Source organism: Streptomyces sp. ME19-01-6, from assembly GCF_033793745.1.
In the GTDB taxonomy this organism is placed as follows: domain Bacteria; phylum Actinomycetota; class Actinomycetes; order Streptomycetales; family Streptomycetaceae; genus Streptomyces.
Genome location: NZ_JARAXF010000007.1, coordinates 278009 through 298353, shown reverse-complemented (window position 1 = coordinate 298353; position 20345 = coordinate 278009). Strand labels below are relative to the sequence as shown.

Here is a 20345-nt window from a genome sequence, read left to right as displayed (position 1 = left end):
GCCTGGAGCATCAAGGTTCGTTAACTTGTAAGACAAGTACTCCGAACAGTCAAGAATGCCTGTATGGTAATTTGGGTGCACTTTGGGCTGGGTCCCACTCATCCACGGGAGGCGTGATGGCGAGTCGCCTGAAGGCGACATCCCTGATCGACGCGCTCGTCGTCGAGCTGCGCGAGCAGATCCTGGACGGGCGGATCACCGGCGGCACGGCGCTCACCGAGACCGAGGTCGCCAAGCAGTACGAGGTGGCGCGGCCCACCGCAAAAGCGGCCATCGAGCGGCTGACCGGCGAGGGCCTGCTGCGTCGAGACGCCCACAAGAGCGCCCGGGTACCGGTCTTCGAGGCCGGTGACATCGCCGACCTGTACTTCACCCGCGCCTGTGTGGAACGCCAGGTCATGCGGGAGCTGGCGCGACGGCGGTCGGTGCCCTCCGCCGCCACCTCCGCCCAGGCGGAGATCCGTGAACTGGCGGCGGCGGACGACTCCACGATCGCCGCGGTCGAGCCCGACGTACGCTTCCACCGCTCGCTCGTCGACGCGCTCGGCAGCCCGCGCCTCAGCCGCGTCCACGCCTCGGTCATGGCCGAGATGCGCCTGTGCATGGCCCAGGTCCAGACATACCAACTGCTCCGCATCGCCGAGATCGCCGATGAGCACCAGAACATTCTGGACGCCATCGCCGACGGCGACCCCGAGCGCGCGGACCAGGCCCTCGCCTTCCACCTCAACCGAGCCTGCGAGCAACTCCGCGCGCGACGCGGCTGATCCGGGTGACGGAGGCCGATCCGCGACAGCCGGCCGGACACCACCCGGGCGTCATTGCCGGGTGCCCCGGTGCCGATGCACCCTGAAGGTCCTATGAAGACAGAGACGTTAGCCGTGTCCGATGCCGAGCTCTACTACGAAGTACGCGGATCGGGCCCGCCCCTTCTGCTCATCAACGGTGGTGACGGTGACGCGGCCATGTTCGGGCCGCTGGCCGGCCTGTTGGCGGAGAGCCACACGGTCATCACCTACGACCTGCGCGGCAACTCCCGCAGCCGCCTCACCGGCCCGCCCGGGCCGCAGCGGATCGAGGAACACGGCCACGACGCCCACCTGCTGCTGAACGCGGCCGCCGCCGGTGAACCGGCGGATGTCTTCGGCACCAGCTACGGCGGCATGATCGGCATGGACCTCCTGGCCCGGCACCCCCGCCAGGTGCGGGCGCTGGTGGCACACGAGCCGTTCGTCATCGATCTGCTGCCCGACGCGGACCGCTGGCATGCGCTGTTCCAGGAGGTGTACGAGCTGTTCGAGCGCGAGGGCCTCGACCCCGCGTTGCGGAAGTTCAGCGCGGCGATCGGTGTGGACGCGCCGCCGGAACCGGACCAGAGTCTGCCCGCCCCGCTGCGGGAGATGCTGGCGCGCATCCGCGCCAACCTGGAGACCTGCCTGGCGTACGAGCTGCGCTCGTTCGTCCGCTTCAGGCCGGACGCCGAGGCGCTGCGCGCGGCGCGGTTCGCCCTGGTGATCGGCGGCGAAGGGCCGAAGACGCTCCTGCACCGAACGACCGGGGCCCTGGCGGAGCAAGTCGGGGCCCCGATCGCGGAGTTCCCGGGCGGACACGTGGGTTTCCTCACCCAGCCGGCGGATTTCGCCGTGGCGCTGCGCGGCGCCTTCGAAGGCTGAGCCGACGCCCCCGCGGCCCGTATAGCGTTATCGGGGCGATCCTCCAGGTCAGCGCGGCTCCGCTGCGGACCGTAGCGGAGCGTTCGCGCAGTCAGTGCACTCGTCAGGCAGGGAGATTGGATGAACACTTATGACTACGTCATCGTCGGTGCCGGATCCGCGGGTAGTGTGCTGGCGGCGCGGCTGACGGAAGACCCCGATGTCCGGGTGGCGTTGATCGAGGCGGGCGGCCCCGACACCGCGCAGGAGATCCATATTCCGGCCGCCTTCCCCCAGCTCTTCAAGAGCGAGGTCGACTGGGATCTCGACTCCGACCCGGAGCCGGGGATCGGAGGCCGCCGGACCTATCTGCCCCGGGGCAAGGTGCTCGGGGGCAGCAGCTCGATCAACGCGATGATCTATATGCGCGGCAACCGTGCCGACTACGACGGCTGGGCCGCCGCCGGGGCCACAGGATGGTCGTACGCCGAGGTGTTGCCGTACTTCCGGCGCTCGGAGGACAACCAGCGCGGCGAGGACGGGTTCCACTCGGTGGGCGGCCCGCTGACGGTCAGCGACAGCAGGTCCGACCATCCGCTCGCCACGGCCTTCATCCAGGCCGCCGAGCAAGCGGGACACAAGCGGAACGAGGACTTCAATGGCGAGACGCAGTTCGGCGTCGGGCGGTTTCAGCTGACCCAGCGCGGCGGCATGCGCTGCAGCACGGCCGTCGCCTATCTGAACCCGGTCCTGGAGCGGCCGAACCTCGCCGTGCTCCGCGCGGCCCGAGCCCACCGCGTGGTGATCGAGGGTGGCCGGGCGACGGGGGTGGAGGTGGACCGGGGAGGCACGGTCGAGGTGGTCCGCGCAGACCGTGAGGTGATCCTGTCCGCGGGCACCTACGAGTCCCCGAAGCTGCTGATGCTCTCCGGGATCGGGCCCGCCGCCACGCTTTCGGGCTTCGGCATCGATGTGGTGCGCGACCTTCCGGTGGGCCAGGGCCTGCAGGACCACTATATGGCGCTGCTGAACTTCCGTACCGGCGTTGAATCCCTGATGAGCGCGGCGACTCCGGAGAACGCCTTGCTGCTGGAGAGCGAGGGGCGTGGCCCGCTGACGTGCAACATAGGAGAGGCCGGCGGCTTCTTCCGCAGCCGGGACGGACTGGACGCGCCGGACGTGCAGTTCCACATGGCTCCGGTGCTGTTCCACCAGGAAGGACTCGGCCCCGTCACCGAGCACGGCTTCGCGTTCGGCCCATGCGTCCTCGCCCCGACCAGCCGCGGCCAGGTGACGCTGCGCTCCCTGCGCCCGGACGCCGCACCCCGGATCGTGCACAACTACCTGACGACGGCCGAGGACCGGGACTGCATCGTCAGCGGCCTGCGCATCGCCCTGCGGATCGCGGCGCAGGACGCCCTGGCCGAGGTGGTCACCGGCCCGTTCGACGTGCCGGACTCGCACTCCGACGCGGAACTCCTCACCTTCGCGCAGCGGGTCGGTCAGACGCTGTACCACCCGACGTCGACCTGCGCCATCGGCTCGGTGGTCGACCCCGAGCTGCGGGTGTTGGACGTGGCGGGCCTGCGGGTCGTCGACGCCTCGGTGTTCCCGACGGTGCCGAGGGGGAACACCAACGCGCCCGTCATCATGGCCGCGGAGAAGGCGGCCGACCTCATCCGGGGAGTCGCGTGAGCCACGCGGCAGCGACATGCGCGGGGAGGGGGTGCGGCTGTCAGCGGCTTCGGCACCTGAGCCCCCTGGCCGTGCGCCGGGCGCGGCGCCCGTGAAGTGACCGGGCCTGCGGGTCGGTGCGTGTTGCCCAGCCGCTCGCACCCGCCCAGGCCCGGATTCCGGCGCCAGATGCCGTAAGCCGCCCCGAGCCGAGCGGGACCCGGTCAGCAGTACGGTGGCTGATTGGTCAGGGATGCCGCCACCCGCATCCAGACGCCGAAGAGCCGGTAGAGGCTGGGCAGCGAGCCCTGTGCCTGGACGGTTCGTGTGTCCGTCGAGGTCACCCCGGGAATGCCCAGGAGCGTGGCGGCCACCGTGGCCGACTGCCAGCGGACGGTGAGAGTGGACGGGTCCGACGTCGCCGACCGAGGCACTCGCGGTGCGGGCAGGCCGGCGGCGACCGCTTCCTCGATCGCCGTACGTGCTTCCTGGGCCGGGCGCAGATCCGCCGCGAAGCGGTCGCGCGCGTACTTCACGGCGACGGTGGCGACGGACCCGTCCCACTCCGCCATCTCCGCGCAGGCGCTGTCGTCACCGGTGAGGACCGCCACCGGGACACCGAGGGCCGCCGCGGTGGCATGGGCCAGGCCGATCTCGCCCACGGGCCTGCCGTCAAGCCACATGTCTTCGATCTCGTGGCCCATAAAGCTGTGGCTCAGCACACCGAGTGCGCCGGCCCGCGAGTGGTAGCCGACGCAGATGACGGCGTCGTGCTCGGGGGTGAGGCCTTCGAGCATGCCCATCTGTTTGGGCCTGCCCCGGATGAGGCGGGCCGCGGGGTGCAGGGACTCGGGCAGGAGGTTGCGCATGGCGCCGTGCGCGTCATTGACGGTGATGTCGGTGGCGCCGGCGGCGACAGCGCCGCGGATGGCCGCGTTGACGTCCTCCGCCATCATCAGCCGTCCACGCTCGTAGTCCCGCCCGCCCGGCTGGACATCGTCAGCGTCGACAAGCCCTGTGACGCCCTCCATGTCCACGCTGAAATAGATCCGCACGGTGCGCACTCCTCACACTCGATCACGCGGAAGACGCCTGCCGCTCCTCCTCCGGTTCCCTGTCCGCCGGCTGGAAGCCGCGCAGCCGGAGGCGGTTGCCGACCACGAAGACGGAGGAGAAGGCCATGGCCGCTCAGGCGATCATCATGCGGGCGAGCTGGGTGTCGGCGCCGACCCGGGTGGCCTCGACGACCAGGCGGCCTCCGGTGTTGAGCGTGGCGCCGGTGACGCTGTCGCCTTCGCCGACCCCCACAGGGACGGATTCGCCGGTGAGCATGGAGGCGTCGACCGCGGACGACCCGTCGACGACCGTGCCGTCGGTGGCGATCTTCTCCTCGGGGCGGACCAGGAACCGGTCACCGGTCCTGAGCTCGCCGACCGGTATGAGCTCTTCGCGTCCGCCGCGCAGGCCGGTGGCCTCTTTGGGCCCCGAGCTCCCTGAGCGCCTTGAGCGCCGCGCCCGCCTTACGCTTCGACCGCGCCTCGAAGTAGCGTCCGGCCAGGATGAAGGTGGTGACGCCGGCCGCGGCCTCCAGACAGATGTTCCCGGCCCCGTCGGAGCGGGCGATGGTGAACTCGAAGGGGTGGGCCATGCCGGGCGTACCGGCCGTACCGAAGAACAGGGCCCACAGCGACCACAGGAACGCGGCGGTCGTGCCGACGGAGATCAGGGTGTCCATGGTGGCCGCGCCGTGTCGGGCGTTGGTCCAGGCCGCCTTGTGGAAGGGCCAGGCGGCGTAGGTCACCACGGGGGCCGCCAGCGTCAGCGACAGCCACTGTCCGTAGTCGAACTGGAGGGCCGGGGCCATGGCCATCGCGACCTCGGGCTCGGGTTCGCGCGCGGAGTAGCCGGTGGCCTCGACCCCATCCATGCGGTTGAGCTTCTTCTCGATCCGCGCGGCGCACGAGGCACAGGCCATCCCGCCAATGGCGAGTTCGATCTCGGCGGCGCCGGGCGTGGTGGTGGTCATGTCTGCTCCTCGCAGCGGGGGACGTCGCAGGCTTGACCTGATACCCCCGGGGGTAATTGCGCAAGCATTGACATGCCGCTCCGCCGCGTGGGCATGAAGGCCGCGGGAATGGGCGGCCGGAAGACAAGGGGTGTGTCATGAACACTGGACTGCGGATCGCCGCATTCGCGGGGCCGAGGGGGCCGAGCACGGCGGAGGACTTGAGCAAGGCCACGACGGAGGCCATGAGCTCTCTCCGCCCCTGACCTGCGCTTCACCATCGTGCGGGACGGAACCGGACGCCCGCTCACCGCGTACGACCGCGAGCACGTCAAGGAACTGCACCTGATCGTCGCCTCACGCGACCTGGCGACCTTCCGCCATCTGCACCGGGCCCGGGCGGCCGACGGCACCTGGCCCACTTCCGTGGATCTGCCCGAGGCCGGCCGTACCGGGTCTTCGCCGACTTCACGCCCAAGGGCGGGGAAGGGCTCACACTCGGCGCCGATGCCCGGAGACGGCAAGGCGAAGCCCGGCCCCGAGATCTCCTTCACGGCGACGGCGCCGAGCCCGGGCGCGTACCGCCTGTTCCTGGACTTCAAGCACCAGGGCAAGGTCCACACCGCGGCTTTCACCGGGCAGATCGCCCGGAATACCTCAATTGGATGAGCTGGAATTCGGTCGACTGATGTACTCGGATTTCGGCTAAGCGTACGAAGCTGCAGGCCAGGGCGGCTTTCTAGGCTCTGAGGCGTGGAAATTCGCGGCGGCGGCCCCCTACCGCGCTACCGCGTTGCCTCTGTGTCCCCCTCCGGAAGAGCCGAAGCCTTGATGCCTGCTGCCCCCCGAGTACGTCCCGCCCCCGACCGGACCGGCCGCCGCCAGCGCATGCTGGGCGCGGCGGTCGCCGCCGGCCTGGCGCTGGGTGCCCTGACGGCACCCGCGGCAGGGGCCGTGGACCGCGGCGCCCCGCGCGGCGCCGAGGCGGCCGGTGCCGAGAAGACCGGCCCCAAGCTCGACACCGGCTCCCCGGTGCGGGTGAACCAGGTCGGTTATCTGACCCACGGCCCCAAGAAGGGCACCGTCGTCACCCGCGCCACCAAGCCCCTGACATGGACCCTCAGGGCCGCCGACGACACCAAGCGGGCCAGCGGGACCACCACGCCCGCGGGCGTCGACCCGAGCTCCCGGCAGAACGTCCAGACCTTCGACTTCAGCAGGGTCACCGACAAGGGCGAGGGCTACACCGTCACCATCGACGGGAAGAAGAGCGAGCCGTTCTCCATCGGTGACGACCTCTACAGCTCGCTGCGCCGCGATTCGCTGGACTACTTCTACCAGAACCGCAGCGGCATCAAGATCGACGCGGCTCTCGTCGGCGGCAAGTACGCGCGCCCCGCGGGTCATGGCAAGGCGGCTCCGCACCGGGGGGACACCGACGTCCCGTGCCGGCAGGGCGTATGCGACTACCGCCGGAATGTCTCCGGTGGCTGGTACGACGCGGGCGACCAGGGCAAGTACGTCGTCAACGGCGGTATCTCGGTGGCTCAGCTGATGTCCGAGTTCGAGCGCACCCGCACCACCAAGGGCGCCGACGCCAAGCCGCTGGGCGACGGCCGGCTCCGGGTGCCCGAGCACGGCAACGGCATCCCGGACATCCTCGACGAGGCCCGCTGGGAGATGGACTTCCTGATGCGTATGCAGGTGCCCCAGGGCAAGCCGCTCGCCGGCATGGCGTTCCACAAGGTGCACGACAAGCAGTGGACCGGGTTCCCGACGCGGCCGGACCAGGACAAGCAGCAGCGTGAGCTGCACGCGCCGTCCACCGCCGCCACGCTCAACCTGGCGGCCACCGCCGCCCAGAGCGCCCGCCTCTTCAAGCCCTACGACCCGCGGTTCGCCGCCCGGAGCCTGCACGTTGCCAAGGCCGCCTGGGCCGCGGCCAAGGCACACCCGCACATGATCGCCGGCGATCAGGACTCCACGGGCGGTGGCGCCTACGGCGACAGCGACGTCAACGACGAGTTCTACTGGGCCGGCGCCGAGCTGTTCATCACCACCGGTGACAACACCTACCGTCAGGCCGTCCTCCAGTCTCCGCTGTACGGCGACGTCGACGCGATCTTCCCGCGTACCAGCGCCCTGTCCTGGGCGTCGACCGCGGGCCTCGGAGCGCTCGACCTGGCCACCGTGGACAACAAGCTCACCGACAAGCAGCGCGCCGACGTGCGCAAGACGGTGATTCGGGCCGCCGACCGCTACGCCGCGGACTCCGCGAAGTCGGACTATGGCGTGCCGTACGCGCCGAAGGGCGGCAGGTACGAGTGGGGTTCCAACAGCCAGGTGCTGAACAACATGGTCGTCCTCGCCACGGCGCACGACCTGACCGGCAAGACCCGCTACCGTGACGCGGTGCTGCGTGGCCTGGACTATCTGCTCGGTGCGAACCCGCTCGACCAGTCCTATGTCACGGGCTACGGCGAACGGAACTCGCACCACCAGCACCACCGCTTCTGGGCACACCAGATTGACGCCAAGCTGCCGAGCCCGGCGCCCGGTACGTTGGCCGGTGGCCCGAACTCCGGGCTGCAGGACCCGGTCGCCCAGAAGAAGCTGAAGGGCTGTGCCCCGGCGATGTGCTATATCGACGACATCATGGCGTTCTCCACCAACGAGGTCACCATCAACTGGAACGCCCCGCTGGCCTGGATCTCCTCGTACGTCGACGATCTGGGCAAGGGCATGGCGTACAAGGGCTGAGCCGACCACGGCTGAGCCGACCGTCCCACACCACACCGCCGAGGGCGGCCGCGCACAGGGCGCGGCCGCCCTCGTCACCCGTCGGGGACGACGGGGCGAAGGGTGTTACGAGATGGTGATGGCCAGTTCGTCGTCGGTGAAGGTGCCATGGGCGGGGTTGACGTCCGTCTCCCCGCCGCGGCCGTCGCAGCCCCGGTCCGGGTTGAACAGCAGATAGGTACCCGAGGAGCAGCTGATGGCTATTTCGGCGTCGCCGCCGAGGACCACGCTGCCGGACAGGTTGGCCCCGCCCTGGACGATGGCGTTGTCCTTGACCACGACGTTGCCGCTGATGGTGGCGCCGGAGTTGACCCAGGACAGGCCCTCGATCCGGGCGTTGCCGGTGACGGTGGAACCGCTGAACACCGCGGCGCGCGGCCCGACGTAGACGCTGGCGGCGACGTTGGCGCGGTTGTCGACCCAGCCGCCGCCGTTGGAGTGCCAGTGTCCGCCGCCGGTGGCGGTCGGCTTCTGGTAGCCCGGCTCGTAGCCGGACGGGATGGCGCCGCTGATCCGGAACTCGTACGGGTAGCGGTGGTTCTTGGTGTAGCCGTCGAGGTAGGCGTAGTGGTGCACGGTGCTCGGGGCGCCGGTGACCACCAGGTACACCTCCTTCTCACCGGGCTGGGTCTGGAAGCTGAGCTGACCGTCGGCACTGGTGGAGACGGGCCCGTAGCGCGGGGCGCCGTTCTTCACCGCGACAAAGCCGTAGGACCAGCCGGATCCGGCGGCCGCGTTGACATGGCCCTTGAGGTGCAGCTTGATCAGCGCTCCGTCGCTGCTGGGCACCAGCTTGATCTTGTTGTAGCCGTAGTCGGACGGGGCGAGCGGGTCCGGGATGGCGTAGTGGCCGGCGGACTGGTTGACCGCGTTCACCGGGACGCCGTTGTAGGCGTTGATGAAGCCGGCGCCGTAGACGTTGTTGATGAACGGCATGATGTGGGACCGGTTGGAGTAGTCGTAGGTGACCTGGCGCTGCGCGTACTCGGCGATCCGCGTGTTCAGCTGGGCCTGGCTGAGGTTGTTGATCCGCCGGTACACCTCCAGCGGGTGTTCGTTGTTCCTGGCCTGGTTCCAGATGTCGGTGAAGGTCTTCACCCCGCCGTAGCGGTCGACCAGGTACTGCACCAGCATCCAGTTGCCGTAGTGGTGGCGGCTGGAGGAGTAGGCGAGGTTCTCGGTGCGCAGGAACCGGGTCAGGTCGCCCGCGCCCCCGTCCGGGTACACCTGCATCGCCATGTACTCGGCGCCGGTCTCCCAGAACGTCCCGGCCGACGGGTCGGTCAGCCCGGCGCCGCCGCCCTTGCCCATGAACGTGTAGTTCTGGAACACATGGCCCAGTTCATGGGCCAGTCCCCAGGAGCCGGGCTGGGCCGCGCCGGGGGCGATATTGATCACGCCGACCCTGCCGTCGGCCTGGCCGCCCGAGGCCCAGGCGTTGAGGTTGCTGTTGTTCCAGGTCTGGGTGACGATCACATCGATCTTGTGCTGGGACAGCAGGCCGGTCTCCGGCGTGAACTTCAACGTGTTGACGTAGAAGGAGTACAGCCGCTCCAGCTGGCTGAGGATGTCGTCGGGGTCGAACCGGTACTGCCCCGATGCGTTCTTGGGGTCGGTGCCCGACTTCTCCCCCCACAGGAGGATGAAGTTGTTCGACTCCTTGGTCCTGTTCTGGGCCCATGGCACCTCGCCGGTCGCCGCCCAACTGGGCGGGATGTACACCGTCTTGGCCGCCGCTGCCGTCGGTGCCTGCTGGCGCGCTGCCGCCGGTGTCACGCCCAGTGCGACGGTGAGCGCCAGCATCGCCGCCGCCGCCATCAATCGTCGCGGCCATGTCAATAATGGGGATCTCATGCCCGATCCTCCGTTCTGATGCAACTCCCGTGGGGTGTGGGGAAATAGTGTCACGGGAGCGCTCCCACGGCCATGGCCGCGCGCGCCGGCCGGTCTCCCGCCGCCTCCGAGCAGTCGGCGAGACACCTACAACCATCCGGCCCCTTCGCATGTCACCTAGATGACGCAAACAGCGTCCAGAGGTAATAAGGGGGATACATGAAGCTTTCTCGCTATATGGCCGCCACCGCGGTCCTGGCCTCCGCCGTCGCGGGCACCACGGCCCTGGCCCCGCAGGCGTCGGCCGCCGCCCGGGCCGCGTACAACGGGGTCTGCGGCAGCGGCTACAAGGTGGTGAACTCGGCGCCGATCGGGCAGAAGGGCACCGTCTACCTGACCTACAACTCCGCGAAGGGCAAGAACTGTGTGGTCACCGTCCGGAACGCCGCGGGTTCCCCGGTCCCGATGTTCGCCTACCTCTATGCGTACGACGGCGAGTACCAGGAGGACACCGGCGACTACACGTCCTACGCGGGCCCGGTGTACGTCTCCGCGCGCGGCAAGTGCGTGGACTGGGCAGGGGGCATCGACAACCAGGCGACCTGGACGTACGGGAGCAACTGCGGCTCGCTGAAGGAGCATCGGGTGACCAAGGGCTGGTGACCGGCGGCCGGTTCGCCGTCAGGGCCGACGCTGTCGCGCAACCGCGCGGTCGGGTGGGTGGTACGTTCCGACCGGGCACCCCGTGTGGTGTCGCGTTCCTGTCCCCTGTGGAAAGGCTCTGATTGTGGCGGCCAGTCTCTCGGACGGCTTGAAGAAGTACCTCGACGAATCGCGTGCCTTCGTGACCGTGGCGACCATCTCTGGGGACGGTCGCCCGCACCTGACGGTCGTATGGGCCATCCGCGACGGTGACGACCTGCTGTTCTCCACGACCGTGGACCGGCTGCAGGGCAAGAACCTCCGCCGCGACCCGCGGATAACCGTGATGGTCAACCCGCCGGAGGACCCGTACGTCTACGCAGAGATCCGCGGCACCGCCACCCTTGCTCCGGACAGCGACAAGGAAGTGCTGAACAAGGTGTCGCTGAAGTACACGGGCAAGGACTACGCCACCTTCAACCCGGCCTCCCGGGACGACGGTGAGCGGGTCGTCGTACGGGTCACCCCGACCAAGGTCGTGGGTCGGCTCTGAAACACCGCACCCCCCGCGTCCCGCTGGGCGGCCGCGCGCCGACCGGGCAGGCCGCGGGGGGTGTTCCTCTGCTCAGCGTCCCCGCAGGGCGGCCGGCGTGGCGTCGAGGTCGGCGGGGCGCGGCCGGTTGTGGAGGAGCCTGGCGAGGAGCGCGGCCATGCCGCAGGTGTCGGTGAGCGCCGAGAAGACCAGACCTCCCGCGATGCCCGCCGAGACCAGCTGCCAGGCCGGGTGCAGCAGGCCGAGGCCCAGACCGGTCAGCACGGCGGCCCCGGCGGTGAAGCGGACCTGACGCTCCATGCTCCAAGTGGCGCGGGAGGCGGCCCGGGGGCGGTGCGGCTCATGGCCGCGGCGAGCGCCTCGCAGGCCTTCGCGGAGCGTGCGCCGGACGCGCAGACCAGCAGTATCCCGCCCCTCCCGGCGGCCTGCCCGATCGCGGGCAGGGCGCGGCCGAGCTGGTCCAGAGGGATGCTGTGGGCGCCGGGCAGACGCCCCGAGGTGTACTCGCCCGGCGTGCGGACATCGATGACCGTGAGCTCGTGCAGACGGGTGCGGGCCTGGTCGGCGGTGCAGGCGTGGGGAGCGTTCATGGAGCCTTGCGCGCAGCCGGTGCACGGGGATGTGCAGCGAGCCCGCGAGGTGTTCCCGGGCGCGCTCGGACTCCCGGCGGACGTCGAGGACGACCGTCCCGGTCCGCGGCCCGGGCGGCGAGCTCGGCGAACGTCGCGCGCGGGAAGGACCGTGGCCGCTCCCGGCAAAGGTACCCCCCAGGGGTGTCTGGGAGCGGGTGTGAGCGCGTTCGGTGAGATGTGTGCGCGAGGTCTTGACAGAGGTTGTTGACAGCGCTTTCTATGGCTCGGCCGCAGCCCGGCATTCATCCCGAGGAAGGGGTCGACGTTGACACCTGAACGGTCCGTCAGACGCGGTCACAAACGGCTTGGTCTGCTCGTAGCGGTCGCACTTGGCGCCCTCTCGCCGCTCGGGCACCCCGTCGCCGCGCAGGCCGCCGACCCGCCGACCGGCACCGCGTACTACGTGGACTCCAGGGCCGGGAATGACAGCGCTTCCGGCACCAGCCCCGACAAGGCCTGGCGGAGCCTCGACCAGGTCAACCGGACGACGTTCCGGCCCGGCGACCGCATCCTGCTGAAGGCCGGTGGCTTATGGCAGGGGCAGCTGTGGCCCAAGGGGTCGGGCGAAGAGCACCGGCCGATCATGGTCGGCGACTACGGCAAGGGACCGAAGCCGAAGATCCAGGGGGAGGGGCGCGTCGACGACGCGGTCCGCCTGTTCAACCAGGAGTACTGGCAGATCCGCGACCTCGACATCAGCAACGCGGTCCCCGCCACCGACACGCCCGGAGAGAACCTGGGCGACCTGCGCGGCATCCATGTGTCGGGGGACGACTCGCGACGGCTCGACCACTTCGTCATCGAGCGGGTGGACGTCCACGACGTCACGGGCGAGGTGAACTGGATCAGCGGCAGCGTCTCGAACAACGCGCCGGGAATCCACTTCAAGACGGGCTGGGACGGCTCCAAGAAGACCGGTGGCATCATCTTCGACACCACCGTGCCCGACATCACCGCGCCGCCCGCCACCCCGACCGTCCTGAGCGACATACAGGTGCGGCACTCCACGGTGCGCAACACCTCGTTCGCCGGGATCGTGGTGAAGCAGTACACCGGTGACGGGAAGGACGCGGACGGCAACACCATCGCCACACCGACCGGTTGGGGAACCCGCACCTCGGCCGGCGACACCACCTTCACCCCGCACACCAAGGTCACCATCCGGGACAACTACATCACCCAGGCCGGCACGGCCTACGGATGCAACGGGATCTATCTGACCAATGTGCGGGGCGCCCTGGTCGATCACAACGTGGTCGACGCGACGGGGACCTCGGGCATCGAGACGTACTACTCCGACGATGTGGTGATCCAGCGCAACGAGGTGTACCGGACCCAGCAGAAGGCCGGGGGCGCCGACTCCAACGGCATCGACGCGGACAAGGGCACCACGCGGGTCGTCATCCAGTACAACTTCGTGCACGACAACGGCGACGGCGTCCTGCTCTGCCAGTTCGCGTTCGGCGACGTCGTGGTCCGCTACAACATCGTCAGCGGGAACTCCCGGTACCCCTTCTATCTGCACTCCGACAAGGCTGCCTCCGCGGAGATCTACAACAACACCGTGCACAACACGACGAGCCGCTATGTGGTGTACGGCTACGGGTCCTCCCTCGCCGCCCGGTACGACCTCCACGACAACGCCTTCTACTCGTCGGTCGCCGACGCGTCCCTGACCACCAGCCCGACCATCACCTACGACCGCAACTTCTACGGCGGCGCCACCCTGCCCGTCCCCGCGACCGACACCGCCGCCCGCACGGGCGACCCGCTGTTCCGGGACCCGGCCGTATCCGGTCCGTACGGCACGGCCGCCACCGGACCGCAGCTCGGGACGGCCCTGGGCTTCGCCCCGGCCAAGGGCTCACCGCTGATCGACAGCGGCGCGGCCACCCCGGACAACGGCGGCCGTGACTACATCGGTACCCGGCTGTACGTGGGCGCCCCGGACCTCGGCGCCGTCGAGTACCGGCGATGACGGCCGTGCCCGGCCGGTGGCGGGACCACCGGCCGGGCACGCCACACCGGGTGCTGGTAAAGAGGGGAAGGTGACCCATGACCACCCCGAATCCGCCCCACGCGTCCTGCCCGGCCGGACCCGCGACCGGTGGCGCTCCGTACGAGCGGACCTGAACCGGCGGCGGTCCGACCTGACCGCCCGCGCCGCCGAAGCCTTCCCCGCCCGCCGGCGCGTGGCCGGCACCCCCCTTCTCGCCCGGCCGGGGTGGATCCCCGACCGGCCCGTCCCGCTGGAGCGGGTGCGCCTGGTGTGGACCGGCGACAGCCCCGCCACTTCGGTGGACGGGCACAGCCCCGCGCTCGACCCCATCCGGCCGCTGCGCGACGACGGCACACCGTATGCCTCCTACGCCGAGGCCGTCGGCGAGTTGGCGCGCCCGCGGCTGTTCGAGAACCGCGCGTGTTACCGGCTGCTCCAGGTGAAGGGTGGTGGCGCACCCACGCTCACCTTCGGCCGCGGCCACTACTTCGAGGTCATCGACATCTGCGAGGCCGTGGCGCATGAGTTCGCCGCGGCGGCCCCGCCCCGCGGCGACCGGGCCCCGGACCCGGCCCGCACGCCGTTCCGCGCCCTCATCGGCGACCCGACCGACCTGACCCGCCGCCCGGTCATGGCCGCCGTCAGCACTCTCCTCCTGCGCCACGACCCGGGCCGCGCCCGGGGCCCCGCCCCGGAACACAGCGCCGCCGAATTCATCCTCCACTGGCGCGACCCGGCGAAGGTCGCCACCGGGGGAGGGCTCCACCAAGTGACGCCGGTCGGCATGTTCCAGCCGTCCCACGACGCCCCCTGGAACGAGGACAACGACTTCGGTCTGTGGCGCGCGGTCGTCCGGGAACTCAGTGAGGAGCTTCTGGGCACGAGCGAGGACTACGGCAGCGACACCGCCCCCATCGACTACGACGGATGGCCCCTCAACCGGGCCCTGGGCGAGGCCCGCGCCTCCGGCGCGGCACGGATCCACTGGCTGGGGCTCGGCGTGGACCCGCTGACGTTCGTCACCGACATGCTCACCGTGCTCGTCCTGGACGCCGAGGTCTTCGACGAGCTCTTCCAGGACCTGGCCGCGACAAACGACGAAGGACATCTCGTCGGCGTCGAGGACGGCACCGGCCGCTCGATGGGCGTGCCCTTTTGGGCCGACCACATCGAGCGGCTCACGACCGTCGAACCCATGCAGCCCGCCGGTGCCGCCCTGCTCCGGCTCGCCTGGCTCCACCGGGACGCGCTGCTGGGACGGGCCTGACCAGGCCCGTCCCAGCAGAATCAACATCCAGACATCAACGGCGCAGCGTCAGCCAGTCGAGGGCGGCGACCCGGGGCTACGCCGACTGGGTGACCCCGCGGGGCGAGGTCGCCACCGAACTCGTGGTTCGCGAGAGCAGCGGACCGCCGGGCGGCCTCAGCCGTCGGACAGTTTGAAGTCGTAGTAGCCGGTGGGACCGGTCAACACGGCCTGGAAGTACAGCGGTTCGCCGTCGGCGTCGTCCAGTGGGACATCATGACCGGCCACCCGGGTGAAGCCGAGGGAGAGCCCGGGCACATACGCGTAGAGGGTCTCGTCCAGGACTGTCAGGCCCATCGCCGCCAGCCGCCCCAGCAACTCCCGGGCGGGGGTGCGGAAGACATCGACGCCGCGGAAGTGGACCCGGAAGTCCTCGTGGCCGGGGCGGGGGATCCACACCTCCGCGGCGCCGAGGGTCCTGCCGTCCTCGAGATGGAAGACGATCTCGAACTGCGGGTGCAGCGCGAGCACCTTCATCGAGCGGAACCGGACCGCGGAGCCGTCGTTCGAGACCTTGATCCTGCCCAGCTCCGCTGCCGCCGTTTTGAGGTCCTCCGCCGGCATACCGAGGGGAAAGCCCGTGATGCCGTTCGGCGGGTCCAGCTCGATGTCCATGGCCCGCATCCTATGAGGCAGTGCCCTCGACGAGTCGCCTGACCCCGTTCCGGTGGATCCGGCCGCCGGCGATGGCGCCTCCACCTGGGACACTTGCCGCATGAACATCGAGGAGGACGTCCGGCCGGCGCACGAGGTCGGCGAGCGACTCATCACCGGCCCGCTCGCCGTGAGCGGCCGCGGCCGATGACGATCGAGGTACTCGCGGCCCGCGCCCGCGCCCTGGTACGGCCCGGGCGGCGCGCCACTCTCGGGATCACCGGAAGCCCCGGGGCCGGCAAGTCCACCCTCGCCGAGCACCTCCTGACCGCGCTGCGCGACGGCCCGGTCGAGGAGGGCGGAGAGGGCGGCGGCGGCTGGGTCGCCCATGTGCCGATGGACGGCTTCCACCTGGCCGACATCGAGCTCGACCGCCTGGGTCGCCGCGACCGCAAGGGTGCCCCGGACACCTTCGACGCGGCGGGCTACGCCGCCCTGCTGCGCCGGCTGCGCGAGGACGAGGACGAGGTGGTGTACGCGCCGGGCTTCGCACGGGAGCTGGAGCAGCCGATCGCGGGCAGCATCCCCGTACCGCGCACCGCCCGGCTGGTCATCACCGAGGGCAACTACCTGCTGCACGAGGAGGGGGACTGGGCCCGGGTGCGGCCGCAGCTCGACGAGGTCTGGTACTGCGAGCTGGACGAGGCCGAGCGGTTGCGCCGGCTCGTCGCCCGCCACGAGCGGTTCGGCAAGGACCACGCCGCGGCGGTGGCCTGGAGCCTGGGCACGGACCAGCGCAACGCCGACCTGGTGGCCGGCACCCGGCACCGCGCCGACCTCGTCGTCACCGGGGGCGTCGTCGTCGCAGGGTGACGGCCACGCCCGCGCCCAGGGCGAGCACCGCCGCGCCACCCGCGTACAGCGCCGGCGAGGTGTCGTCAGTGCTCTCCGCAGCGCTGCCCGCGTTGCCGGTACGAGCCGTGCTGCCGGTGTTGTCGGCGCTGGGTGCGCTCTCGGTGCCGTCGGCATCGCCGCCGCCGCGAGTGCTCGGCGCGCTGTCATCGGAGCCGCCGGCGCCGTCCGCGCCGGTGAACACCACATCGGAGCACGAGTAGTAGGTGTCCGGGGTGCTGGTGTTCCGCCAGATGGTGAAGAGGAGCTGACGGCCGGTCCGGTCGGACGGCAGCTTGGCCTTGATGTGGTAGGCGTCGTCGGTCAGGGCCGGGTCGGTGGCCGTCGCGAACGGCTTCGCCTCCAGGTCCGACCACTTCAGCGGCCGCGTGGGGTCGTAGCCCTCCTTGGTGAGATACAACTGGAACGTCCCGGTGTGCGGGATGGTCGAACGGTAGGTGAGCGTGAGGTCCGCACCGGCGGCCAGCCGTGTCGCGGGCCAGTCGGCGCGGGCCAGGTCGAGCCCCTTGTACGCGTCGAGCCCCCCACTGCACAGCTTCCCGTCGGGAATCCTCTGCCGGTCCCGGCCCGCCACCTGGGCCACCCGCAGATTGTCCCACTCGTCCGGGACCCCGCCCGCGGCGACGGCCGCCTTGCATGCGGCCGACCGGGCGTTTCCGCCACCCTCGGGGGAACAGGCCACCGTCCGGCTGACCGGGTCGGTCGGTGCGCCGTGCGCCTGGGCGGGCCCGGCGGCCAGCGCCGTGAGCAGGACCGGGGCCGCTCCGAGGAGAGCGGCCACGGTGGTGGTGCGGTGTGCGGTCATCCGACGCAGCCCTCCTGGCCTCAGCCGCGGGCCGACCCGCCCGCGCCATGGAGTACGGGGCGTACGGGCGACGCGTTCAACGCCCTTGCCCGGCGGCGGGAGCGCCACGCGAGCCATCCGGCGAGCGCGGCCACCGGAGCCGTGGTGAGAAGCATGGTCGCGATCGCGCCGAGGCCGTCGCCCCCGTGGCTCAGCAACTGGCCGGTGAGCAGGAAGAGCACCATGTTGTTCCCGGCGTGGGCCAGGCTCGCCACCCAGACGGTACCGCTGCGCAGATACAGCCACGCCAGGACGGCTTCCTGGCACAGACACGACACCGTCCAGATCAGCAGACCGAGCGGCACGTTCTCGAAGTCGGTATAGCCGATGAAGGCGAGCGGGTAGTGCCACACCGCCCAGATGACGCCCGTGGCCACCACGGACGGCAGGACGCGGCCACCGAACAGCCGCGGCCTGAGATAGCTGGTCCACCCGAACTCCTCGCCCCAGTACACCGGGGTGAGCAGCGGGACGACGAGCATCAGGACGAGCAGCGCCGGCCACCTCGCCACCCCCGGGGCCAGCTCGTCGAGCGGGGACAGGTCCGGGTGCCACACACCCAGGACGGCCGCGAGCGCCATGGTCACCGCGGCCAGCGCGAGCGGGCCGAGCCAGGCGGCCAGGTAGTACGGCCAGGCGGCCCGCAGGCGCGGCCGGAGCCCCGCGTCGGCGAACCCCTCCCGGGTGACCCAGCGCCGTACGACGAGGGCCGCGATCCCCGGCATGAAGAAACCCGGCAGTTGCAGCAGCGGGTTCAGCGCCGACAGGCCCAGGACACCGTGGGCCACCCACAGCCACAGCCACGTACCGGCGAAGGACAGGGCGAGAAACGCCACGACCCCTCTGTTCTTCTTCGTCTTCGACATGCGCGCCTTTCCTTCGTGACCGGACCGGAACCGCGCACCAACGTGTCATCCGGCGGTATGGCCCCACATCGCTGCGCGGAGCGAAATCCGTTTCCCCCGGCGGCGGGAGGCGACGTTGGCTCGTACGGGGGAGGCGCCAGGGCCGGTAATTCGTTCGGTGTCCAGGGCCGTGGTGGCTACAGTGGACGCGTCCAGGTGCGCAGGCGGGGGCTACTTCACCTTTTAAGTGAGTGGTCGCGGGTTCGAGTCCCGCCCGGCTCTCGTGAGCCGGTAGCTCAGTTGGCAGAGCACTTCGTCGCCTCCACCGACTTCGATCTCTGGACATCCAGTACGAGGGGAAATCTCATGGCTCGCTTCAACACCCGTGCCGCGCGCCCGGCGGCCGTCTCGCCGATCGCCACCACGGGGGAGCGGACGGCCACCCACGAGGGCGCGACCGGATACCTCCGCGACGACAAGAGCGAACTGTTCCTCCTCGCCGTGTCCAACATGGTCGGCACCGACACCTTCTACGAGCAGGGCGACGACCGCGACGACCGCTATCGCCGCCTGGTGCGGAAGCTGGCCGTCGAGGACCCGGAGTGGACCGCCCGGCTGCTGGGCTGGCTCCGCCGTGAGGGCAATATGCGCACCGCGTCCCTGGTGGGCGCCGCCGAGTACGTCAGGGCCCGCCTGGACGCGGCGGCGCCCGGCCACTCGCGGCAGGTCGTGGACTCGGTGCTGTGGCGGGCCGACGAGCCGGGGGAGCTGCTCGGCTACTGGACCGGCCGGTACGGCCGGACACTGCCCAAGCCCGTCAAGCGCGGCATCGCCGACGCCGTCCGGCGCCTCTACGACGAGCGGTCGCTGCTGAAGTACGACACGGCCTCCAAGGGATTCCGGTTCGGCGATGTGCTCAATCTCGTGCACGCCCGGCCGACGGACGACAAGCCGTGGCAAGGCGATCTGTTCAAGTACGCGCTCGACCGGCGCCACGGCCGCGACACGGAGATTCCCGAGAGCCTGACGGTGCTGCGGGCCGCCGCGGCGCTCTCCGCGCTCCCGGTCGAGGAGCGCCGGGCGTATGTGCTCGACCCCTCGCTGGTCACCACCCCGGGCGGGCTGGCGGGCGCGGGGTTGACCTGGGAGCGGCTGGCCGGCTGGGCGCGGGGGCCGATGGACAAGGCGGCCTGGGAAGCGGTCATCCCGTCCATGGGCCTGATGGCTCTGGTGCGCAATCTGCGCAACTTCGACGAGGCGGGTGTCTCGGACGAGGTCGCCGAGCAGGTGGCCGCGCGCATCTCCGACCCCGCGCGGGTCGGAAGGTCGCGCATGTTCCCGTTCCGGTTCTGGGCGGCCTACAAGCACACCCGGTCGCTGCGCTGGGGCCACGCCCTGGAGAAGGCGCTGAACGCCTCGCTGTCCAATGTGCCGGCCGTGCCCGGCCGGACGCTGATCCTTATCGACCGGTCCCCGTCGATGTTCCCCGGCTACGGGTACTCCACCCCGAACACCTCGGACATCTCGCTCGCCGAGCAGGCCGCGGTGTTCGGCGCGGGCCTCGCGGTGCGGGCCGAGGCCCCGACACTGGTCGAGTTCGGCATGACCAGCCGGCGGCTCGAGGTGCCCAAGGGCGGCAGCGCGCTGCGGCTCATGGAGGCGTTCGGGCGGATCAACGGCACCGACATCCCCTCCGCGGTCAAGAAGCACTACGCCGGCCACGACCGGATCGTCATCGTCACCGACGAGCAGACCCGCCCGGGCTGGCTGCCGTCGAACTGCCACGGCCAGTGGGGCGGCATGCCCGAGACCCACATCGACGACCTGGTCCCCGCCGAGGTGCCGGTCTACATGTGGAACATGGCGGGCTACCGGGCCGGAGCGATGCCCTCGGGCGGCGGTAATCGCCATGCGTTCGGTGGCCTGACGGACCACAGCTTCCGTATGATCCCGCTCCTGGAAGCCGGCCGGAACGCCCGCTGGCCCTGGGCCTGATGGCCACATCAAGCTGTCCTGGACACCGCGCGGGCGGTCCACATCGGCCGCCGTCTCATC

15 protein-coding genes, 1 tRNA gene and 3 pseudogenes are annotated in these 20345 nt (G+C 70.5%); 12 read left to right on the top strand and 7 right to left on the bottom strand.

Annotated features, from left to right (window positions below; all coding sequences use genetic code 11):
• Positions 1–116: 116 nt before the first annotated feature.
• The 3 genes from PV419_RS19660 (at position 117) to PV419_RS19650 (ending at position 3347) form a co-directional block, all read left to right on the top strand.
• The gene (locus PV419_RS19660) at positions 117–767 is read left to right on the top strand and encodes a GntR family transcriptional regulator (protein WP_319690674.1); all 651 of its coding nucleotides are present in this window, start codon (positions 117–119) and stop codon (positions 765–767) included.
• Positions 768–881: 114 nt separating this feature from the next.
• A complete protein-coding gene (locus PV419_RS19655) occupies positions 882–1673 on the top strand; it encodes an alpha/beta hydrolase (protein ID WP_319690672.1) in 792 nt (263 codons plus the stop codon).
• A gap of 120 nt (positions 1674–1793) precedes the next feature.
• Positions 1794–3347 (top strand): GMC family oxidoreductase, encoded by a 1554-nt coding sequence (locus tag PV419_RS19650; RefSeq protein ID WP_319690671.1) that lies wholly within the window; start codon positions 1794–1796, stop codon positions 3345–3347.
• A 203-nt stretch (positions 3348–3550) separates the two neighbouring features.
• Here PV419_RS19650 and PV419_RS19645 read toward each other — a convergent pair whose 3' ends face one another.
• Positions 3551–4381 carry a M55 family metallopeptidase gene (locus tag PV419_RS19645; RefSeq protein WP_319690670.1) on the bottom strand — a complete coding sequence of 277 codons (831 nt, stop codon included), beginning with the start codon at positions 4379–4381 and terminating at the stop codon, positions 3551–3553.
• Between the two features lie 145 nt (positions 4382–4526).
• Positions 4527–5352: pseudogene (locus PV419_RS19640) on the bottom strand (heavy metal translocating P-type ATPase); the annotation flags it as partial.
• Between the two features lie 243 nt (positions 5353–5595).
• Here PV419_RS19640 and PV419_RS19635 point away from each other — a divergent pair.
• Positions 5596–6000: pseudogene (locus tag PV419_RS19635) on the top strand (hypothetical protein); the annotation flags it as partial.
• A 219-nt stretch (positions 6001–6219) separates the two neighbouring features.
• The gene (locus tag PV419_RS19630) at positions 6220–8091 is read left to right on the top strand and encodes a glycoside hydrolase family 9 protein (protein WP_319690932.1); all 1872 of its coding nucleotides are present in this window, start codon (positions 6220–6222) and stop codon (positions 8089–8091) included.
• Positions 8092–8196: 105 nt separating this feature from the next.
• On the opposite strand, the gene PV419_RS19625 is transcribed toward PV419_RS19630, so the two are convergent.
• Positions 8197–9984: a DUF6055 domain-containing protein gene (locus PV419_RS19625; protein WP_319690669.1), complete on the bottom strand. Its 1788-nt coding sequence runs from the start codon at positions 9982–9984 to the stop codon at positions 8197–8199.
• Positions 9985–10182: 198 nt separating this feature from the next.
• On the opposite strand from PV419_RS19625, the gene PV419_RS19620 reads away from it, so the two are divergent.
• Together PV419_RS19620 and PV419_RS19615 are read left to right on the top strand one after the other, a co-directional pair.
• On the top strand, positions 10183–10626 hold the full coding sequence (locus tag PV419_RS19620; protein WP_415925331.1) for a spore-associated protein A: 444 nt from the start codon (positions 10183–10185) through the stop codon (positions 10624–10626).
• A gap of 124 nt (positions 10627–10750) precedes the next feature.
• Entirely contained in the window at positions 10751–11158 is a 408-nt protein-coding gene (locus PV419_RS19615) for a PPOX class F420-dependent oxidoreductase (protein WP_319690667.1), read from the top strand.
• 72 nt (positions 11159–11230) lie between these two features.
• Here the strand turns inward: PV419_RS19615 and PV419_RS19610 are convergent.
• A pseudogene (locus PV419_RS19610) lies at positions 11231–11748 on the bottom strand (rhodanese-like domain-containing protein).
• Positions 11749–12055: 307 nt separating this feature from the next.
• Between PV419_RS19610 and PV419_RS19605 the strand changes: the two are divergent.
• Together PV419_RS19605 and PV419_RS19600 are read left to right on the top strand one after the other, a co-directional pair.
• Complete coding sequence (locus tag PV419_RS19605) at positions 12056–13768, top strand: right-handed parallel beta-helix repeat-containing protein (RefSeq protein WP_319690665.1); 1713 nt, start codon at positions 12056–12058, stop codon at positions 13766–13768.
• Positions 13769–13838: 70 nt separating this feature from the next.
• Positions 13839–15056 carry a hypothetical protein gene (locus tag PV419_RS19600; RefSeq protein WP_319690663.1) on the top strand — a complete coding sequence of 406 codons (1218 nt, stop codon included), beginning with the start codon at positions 13839–13841 and terminating at the stop codon, positions 15054–15056.
• Positions 15057–15212: 156 nt separating this feature from the next.
• Here PV419_RS19600 and PV419_RS19595 read toward each other — a convergent pair whose 3' ends face one another.
• Entirely contained in the window at positions 15213–15710 is a 498-nt protein-coding gene (locus PV419_RS19595; protein ID WP_319690661.1) for a hypothetical protein, read from the bottom strand.
• A gap of 186 nt (positions 15711–15896) precedes the next feature.
• Here PV419_RS19595 and PV419_RS19590 point away from each other — a divergent pair, with 186 nt between their 5' ends.
• Positions 15897–16562: a nucleoside/nucleotide kinase family protein gene (locus PV419_RS19590; RefSeq protein ID WP_319690660.1), complete on the top strand. Its 666-nt coding sequence runs from the start codon at positions 15897–15899 to the stop codon at positions 16560–16562.
• Here PV419_RS19590 and PV419_RS19585 read toward each other — a convergent pair.
• Together PV419_RS19585 and PV419_RS19580 are read right to left on the bottom strand one after the other, a co-directional pair.
• Positions 16534–17406, bottom strand: a complete 873-nt coding sequence (locus tag PV419_RS19585; RefSeq protein ID WP_319690659.1) for a lytic polysaccharide monooxygenase — start codon at positions 17404–17406, stop codon at positions 16534–16536. The genes PV419_RS19590 and PV419_RS19585 overlap by 29 nt on opposite strands.
• Before the next feature lie 20 nt (positions 17407–17426).
• The gene (locus tag PV419_RS19580; protein ID WP_319690657.1) at positions 17427–18311 is read right to left on the bottom strand and encodes a CPBP family intramembrane glutamic endopeptidase; all 885 of its coding nucleotides are present in this window, start codon (positions 18309–18311) and stop codon (positions 17427–17429) included.
• A gap of 164 nt (positions 18312–18475) precedes the next feature.
• Between PV419_RS19580 and PV419_RS19575 the strand changes: the two genes are divergently transcribed.
• A tRNA-Lys gene (locus tag PV419_RS19575) sits at positions 18476–18572 on the top strand.
• A gap of 84 nt (positions 18573–18656) precedes the next feature.
• Positions 18657–20285 (top strand): TROVE domain-containing protein, encoded by a 1629-nt coding sequence (locus PV419_RS19570; protein WP_319690655.1) that lies wholly within the window; start codon positions 18657–18659, stop codon positions 20283–20285.
• The last annotated feature ends 60 nt before the right edge of the window (positions 20286–20345 follow it).

Bases quoted from the DNA above. Each gene is read 5' to 3' on its own strand.
- PV419_RS19660 (WP_319690674.1), top strand. From the start codon at position 117: ATGGCGAGTCGCCTGAAGGCGACATCCCTGATCGACGCGCTCGTCGTC.
- PV419_RS19650 (WP_319690671.1), top strand. From the start codon at position 1,794: ATGAACACTTATGACTACGTCATCGTCGGTGCCGGATCCGCGGGTAGT.
- PV419_RS19630 (WP_319690932.1), top strand. From the start codon at position 6,220: ATGCTGGGCGCGGCGGTCGCCGCCGGCCTGGCGCTGGGTGCCCTGACG.
- PV419_RS19625 (WP_319690669.1), bottom strand. From the start codon at position 9,984: ATGAGATCCCCATTATTGACATGGCCGCGACGATTGATGGCGGCGGCG.
- PV419_RS19620 (WP_415925331.1), top strand. From the start codon at position 10,183: ATGAAGCTTTCTCGCTATATGGCCGCCACCGCGGTCCTGGCCTCCGCC.
- PV419_RS19595 (WP_319690661.1), bottom strand. From the start codon at position 15,710: ATGGACATCGAGCTGGACCCGCCGAACGGCATCACGGGCTTTCCCCTC.
- PV419_RS19590 (WP_319690660.1), top strand. From the start codon at position 15,897: ATGACGATCGAGGTACTCGCGGCCCGCGCCCGCGCCCTGGTACGGCCC.
- PV419_RS19585 (WP_319690659.1), bottom strand. From the start codon at position 17,406: ATGACCGCACACCGCACCACCACCGTGGCCGCTCTCCTCGGAGCGGCC.
- PV419_RS19580 (WP_319690657.1), bottom strand. From the start codon at position 18,311: ATGTCGAAGACGAAGAAGAACAGAGGGGTCGTGGCGTTTCTCGCCCTG.
- PV419_RS19570 (WP_319690655.1), top strand. From the start codon at position 18,657: ATGGCTCGCTTCAACACCCGTGCCGCGCGCCCGGCGGCCGTCTCGCCG.